This is a genomic window from Pseudocitrobacter sp. 73, assembly GCF_008369545.1.
GTDB classification, from domain to species: Bacteria; Pseudomonadota; Gammaproteobacteria; order Enterobacterales; family Enterobacteriaceae; genus Pseudocitrobacter; species Pseudocitrobacter vendiensis.
Genome location: NZ_VTZO01000042.1, coordinates 1 through 3,672, shown reverse-complemented (window position 1 = coordinate 3,672; position 3,672 = coordinate 1). Strand labels below are relative to the sequence as shown.

8 protein-coding genes are annotated in these 3,672 nt (G+C 61.4%); 1 reads left to right on the top strand and 7 read right to left on the bottom strand.

What is annotated here, in order from left to right:
- Positions 1–14: 14 nt before the first annotated feature.
- The 7 genes from F0Q32_RS24550 to F0Q32_RS24520 form a co-directional block, all read right to left on the bottom strand.
- Positions 15–572: a recombinase family protein gene (locus tag F0Q32_RS24550; RefSeq protein WP_003100847.1), complete on the bottom strand. Its 558-nt coding sequence runs from the start codon at positions 570–572 to the stop codon at positions 15–17.
- The gene (locus tag F0Q32_RS24545) at positions 566–937 is read right to left on the bottom strand and encodes a hypothetical protein (protein WP_003100853.1); all 372 of its coding nucleotides are present in this window, start codon (positions 935–937) and stop codon (positions 566–568) included. Before F0Q32_RS24545 ends, F0Q32_RS24550 begins: the two co-directional genes overlap by 7 nt.
- Complete coding sequence (locus F0Q32_RS24540) at positions 934–1,434, bottom strand: hypothetical protein (RefSeq protein ID WP_003100856.1); 501 nt, start codon at positions 1,432–1,434, stop codon at positions 934–936. The genes F0Q32_RS24545 and F0Q32_RS24540 overlap by 4 nt, the downstream gene beginning before the upstream one ends.
- On the bottom strand, positions 1,431–1,757 hold the full coding sequence (locus F0Q32_RS24535) for a hypothetical protein (RefSeq protein WP_003100858.1): 327 nt from the start codon (positions 1,755–1,757) through the stop codon (positions 1,431–1,433). The genes F0Q32_RS24540 and F0Q32_RS24535 overlap by 4 nt, the downstream gene beginning before the upstream one ends.
- A gap of 254 nt (positions 1,758–2,011) precedes the next feature.
- Positions 2,012–2,368, bottom strand: coding sequence for a cupin domain-containing protein (locus tag F0Q32_RS24530; protein ID WP_000215515.1), 357 nt, complete (start codon positions 2,366–2,368; stop codon positions 2,012–2,014).
- Positions 2,358–2,759 carry a DUF86 domain-containing protein gene (locus F0Q32_RS24525; protein ID WP_001293886.1) on the bottom strand — a complete coding sequence of 134 codons (402 nt, stop codon included), beginning with the start codon at positions 2,757–2,759 and terminating at the stop codon, positions 2,358–2,360. The genes F0Q32_RS24530 and F0Q32_RS24525 overlap by 11 nt, the downstream gene beginning before the upstream one ends.
- Positions 2,756–3,046: a nucleotidyltransferase family protein gene (locus F0Q32_RS24520; RefSeq protein ID WP_001247892.1), complete on the bottom strand. Its 291-nt coding sequence runs from the start codon at positions 3,044–3,046 to the stop codon at positions 2,756–2,758. The genes F0Q32_RS24525 and F0Q32_RS24520 overlap by 4 nt, the downstream gene beginning before the upstream one ends.
- A gap of 158 nt (positions 3,047–3,204) precedes the next feature.
- On the opposite strand from F0Q32_RS24520, the gene F0Q32_RS24515 reads away from it, so the two are divergent.
- The coding region (locus F0Q32_RS24515) for a DUF4158 domain-containing protein (protein WP_045135633.1) at positions 3,205–3,672 on the top strand (468 nt) is incomplete at its 3' end.

The window sequence follows — 3,672 nt, the reverse complement described above, 5'->3', positions numbered from 1 at the left end:
TTAAATAAAGCACGCTAAGCGTGCGTGGAGGCTGGCACCCAGCGGTACAGCGTCGGAATGGACACGCCGAGGTTCTTGGCCACGTCCTTGGGCGGCACCCCGCTGGCCAGCAGCTTCTTGGCCGACTCGATCTTGCTGTCGGTCATCTTCGGCTTGCGGCCGCCTTTGCGGCCGAGCTGCTTGGCGACTTCCAGCCCGGCGCGGGTGCGCTCGACGGTCAGCTCGCGCTCCATTTCGGCAAGGCTCGCCATGACGTGGAAGAAGAACCGCCCGGATGGTGTGCCGGTGTCGATGGAGTCGGTGAGGCTCCTGAACTGGACACCGTGCTTGTGCAGATCGCCGACCAGATCGACCAGTTGCTTGACCGACCGGCCCAGCCGGTCGAGCTTCCAGACGACCAAAGTATCGCCTTCGCGCAGCATTTCGAGCGTCTTGGCCAAGCCAGGCCGGTCTGCCCGCGTGCCACTCACCTTGTCCTCGAAGACCTTTTTACATCCGGCCTTGCTCAAGGCTTCGCGTTGCAGCTCCAGGTTCTGATCCTGCGTCGAGACGCGCGCATAGCCAATCAACATGGCTTGTCTCGCGCCCGGTCGATGCGTTCCTGCATCGCCTGCATCACTTCTTCGTGGGTGTACGATCTGGCGTTGGCGTCGGTGGCTTGCCGCAGGGCTTCCTCAACCTCGCGCGTCATCCGCTCGTAATCCTCCGGCCACAGCGCTTGCTCCATGCGCAGCGACGCCTGACCCAGCAGGTGCAGCAGGCTGAACAGCCGCATGTCGTTGGTGGCGACGATGCGCTCCCGAATCTGCTCCTGAATAGCTTCGCTAGCCCGATGCGCTTGTGGTGTGGCAGTCCCCTCGTAGTCAGCGGGGAATTCCGCTTCCTCGGCAATCCTTGCCCAGGCGCTGGCCAGCGCCTCGATGGTTGACGTGCTCATTTCCGCCGCTCCTGTGCTCTTTGGCGAATCAACCGGCCAAGGGGCCTCGACGCGAAAACCAGCAGCATCACGCCTATCGGATACCAGGTCGAGAAGACCACCAAGGCATCGAAGGCTGGCCGTCCGGTGTTGGTAGGCAGTACGGCGGTCACAGCCATCAACCCGCCGACCGTCCAGATGATGCGCCACACGTAGGGCATCACGCGGGGCACGTAGCCGTCATCGAAAGCGGTCTGGTAGTAGCGGCGCAGGCCGCGCTCGGCAAGCGCCTGGCGCTGCCGCTCCGACAGCGCATCCGTCCGGCCATACCAGCGCCGGAATGGTGGACAGCGCAGCAGCAAAGGGGTGAAGAGGATCATCACCGCCACGATCGCGACACCCCACGCCATGACGGCGCCGGCATCGGGCCGCTTGGCGTTCTCGATCACGGGCGCGAAGACGCCCGGAGCACCGATCATCCAGAACAGCGCAATGTGCTGATGGAAGGAGAGCTTCATTTGCTCATCCACTTGCGCAGCAGGCGCTTTTTCAGGGAGGCGCGTTCTTGCGGGTTGCGTCCCTTGTGATTGGCGATGCGATCCGCCGTGGCGGCCTGGCGCTTGACGGGCCAGTAGGAGCGGCCATCCTTGCCCATCGACCAGACGCTGCTGGCCTGGTTTTCCAGCAGGGGCAGATGGGCGCTCAGGGCTTCGGGCGACGCGCTGGTCAGCGCCGTGCGCTCACGGGTGCGCCAGCGCTGATGCCAGAGCTTCTTGTCCTCGCGCTCGCTGCCGCAGGTCGTGTGCCCGACGATGGGTGTTTTGCGGCGGCTGCGGCTCATAACGTAGTGGTCTCCAAGAACATTCAGGACTGATCCCAGGCGTCGATGGTCAAGACCTGATCGGCAGGACAGGCGGCTACGCGGTCGGGAACTGGATGGTGTTCAGTCTCATGCCGACCCCATTCGATTGATCGCGTCGCTTGCGGCACGCTGCGACGCAAGGAGGTTTGCGACCTGGTTTAGCAGCCGTGTCCGCTGCATGTCTGTTACCTATCTCCCCGACCGCTCATTGGACCAACTCCAGAGATTGGGCTCTATCGCTCAGCCAATACGAAACCGGCATTGGCTGATGCCACAACCGAGACTAACACAAATGGCTCGGTACCTGTATTTCGCGCCCCGTGCACTTGGCCCGGTCTTGCCACGGCTATCTCACCTTCCCTGAGGGCACGAACAATCCCATTGCCCTGAAAGTAATCAGCCATTCCCGACAAAACAGTCCACGTGTCTTGGCCGTGAGGATGAATGTGAGCCGCAATTTCCTGCCCGGGATGGACATGCCAAACCACGATAATTGAGTCTCGGGTTTCAAGCACAACGGAACGAATAGGCTCGCCTTCGGACGGCTGAACATACTCGGCTACAGAAAATATTCTCGATTCAACAGTCATCGGAGATTCCTCTTTCACAGTTGTCGTTACGGTCTTCATCGTCGGCATCCTGACGCACGGCGGGCAATTGCTGGAGCAACGCCGGCAGCCATTCCTGTACCGTCTCCCACACCACATCGAGGTTGATGTCGAAATAGCCGTGAGCCATGCGATTACGCATATTGCGCATGCTGCGCCACGGCACGTCGGCATGCGCCTGGGTGAACTCGACGTAGCCATCCATCACCTTTGTGGCCGCCTCGCCGATGACGATCAGGCTCATGATGACGGCCTGCTGGGTGCGCTTGTCGGCCAAGAAGTCGTCCTTGGCCATCCCTTCCACGAAGCTGCGCGCATCGGTTGCGGCCTGCTGAATGTGGTCGAGGTAATCGGGCAGGCGGTTCTCGCTCATATCGGTTGCGCCTCCGCGAGCACCTTGGCCCGGAACTTCGGCGGCAGGTCGCCGGGAGTCAGCAGATCGACGTCAACGCCGAGCAGCGATTTCAGTTCTTCTTCCAAATCGCCCAAGTCCAACAACGTGGCACCGGGCAGCGCATCGACCAACAGGTCGAGGTCGCTGCCATCCCGGTCGGTGCCATGCAGCACCGAGCCGAAGACGCGCGGGTTCGCGGCGCGAAAGCGGCCTACCGCTTCACGCACTGCGCTTCGCTTCATGTCAAGCACAACAGACGGTCGCATGGGCATCCTTTCTTATCGAAACTCGTTGAGATGATATGCAATCAAGAATAGAATTTCAAGAACTATTTTCGAGAATCGCAATGCCTTGATTCCCGTGCCGCGCCGGTTGCCTTGGCGGGCTTGTCACAAACCTACGTTTTCAAGAAGAAGGAAACCGCATGCCCCGCCGTTCGATCCTCTCCGCCGCCGAGCGCGAAAGCCTGCTGGCGTTGCCGGACACCAAGGATGAGTTGATCCGTCACTACACGTTCAGCGAAAGCGACCTCTCCATCATCCGGCAGCGGCGCGGCCCGGCCAATCGGCTGGGCTTCGCGGTGCAGCTCTGCTACCTGCGCTTTCCCGGCGTCATCCTTGGCGCTGATGAGCCACCGTTCCCGCCATTGCTGAGACTGGTCGCCAACCAGCTCAAGGTCGGCATCGAAAGCTGGGACGAGTACGGGCAGCGTGAGCAGACCCGACGCGAGCACCTGGTCGAGCTGCAAACGGTGTTCGGCTTCCAGCCGTTCACGATTGGCCACTACCGGCAGGCTGTCCAGTTGCTGACCGAGCTGGCCATGCAAACCGACAAGGGCATCGTGCTGGCCAGAGCCTTGATGGGGACGATAGAGAAAACGGAATCTATGGTC

Excerpts from the sequence above, each read along its gene's own strand:
- F0Q32_RS24540 (WP_003100856.1), bottom strand. The coding sequence starts at position 1,434 with ATGAAGCTCTCCTTCCATCAGCACATTGCGCTGTTCTGGATGATCGGT.
- F0Q32_RS24520 (WP_001247892.1), bottom strand. The coding sequence starts at position 3,046 with ATGCGACCGTCTGTTGTGCTTGACATGAAGCGAAGCGCAGTGCGTGAA.
- F0Q32_RS24535 (WP_003100858.1), bottom strand. The coding sequence starts at position 1,757 with ATGAGCCGCAGCCGCCGCAAAACACCCATCGTCGGGCACACGACCTGC.
- F0Q32_RS24530 (WP_000215515.1), bottom strand. The coding sequence starts at position 2,368 with ATGACTGTTGAATCGAGAATATTTTCTGTAGCCGAGTATGTTCAGCCG.
- F0Q32_RS24525 (WP_001293886.1), bottom strand. The coding sequence starts at position 2,759 with ATGAGCGAGAACCGCCTGCCCGATTACCTCGACCACATTCAGCAGGCC.
- F0Q32_RS24550 (WP_003100847.1), bottom strand. The coding sequence starts at position 572 with ATGTTGATTGGCTATGCGCGCGTCTCGACGCAGGATCAGAACCTGGAG.
- F0Q32_RS24545 (WP_003100853.1), bottom strand. The coding sequence starts at position 937 with ATGAGCACGTCAACCATCGAGGCGCTGGCCAGCGCCTGGGCAAGGATT.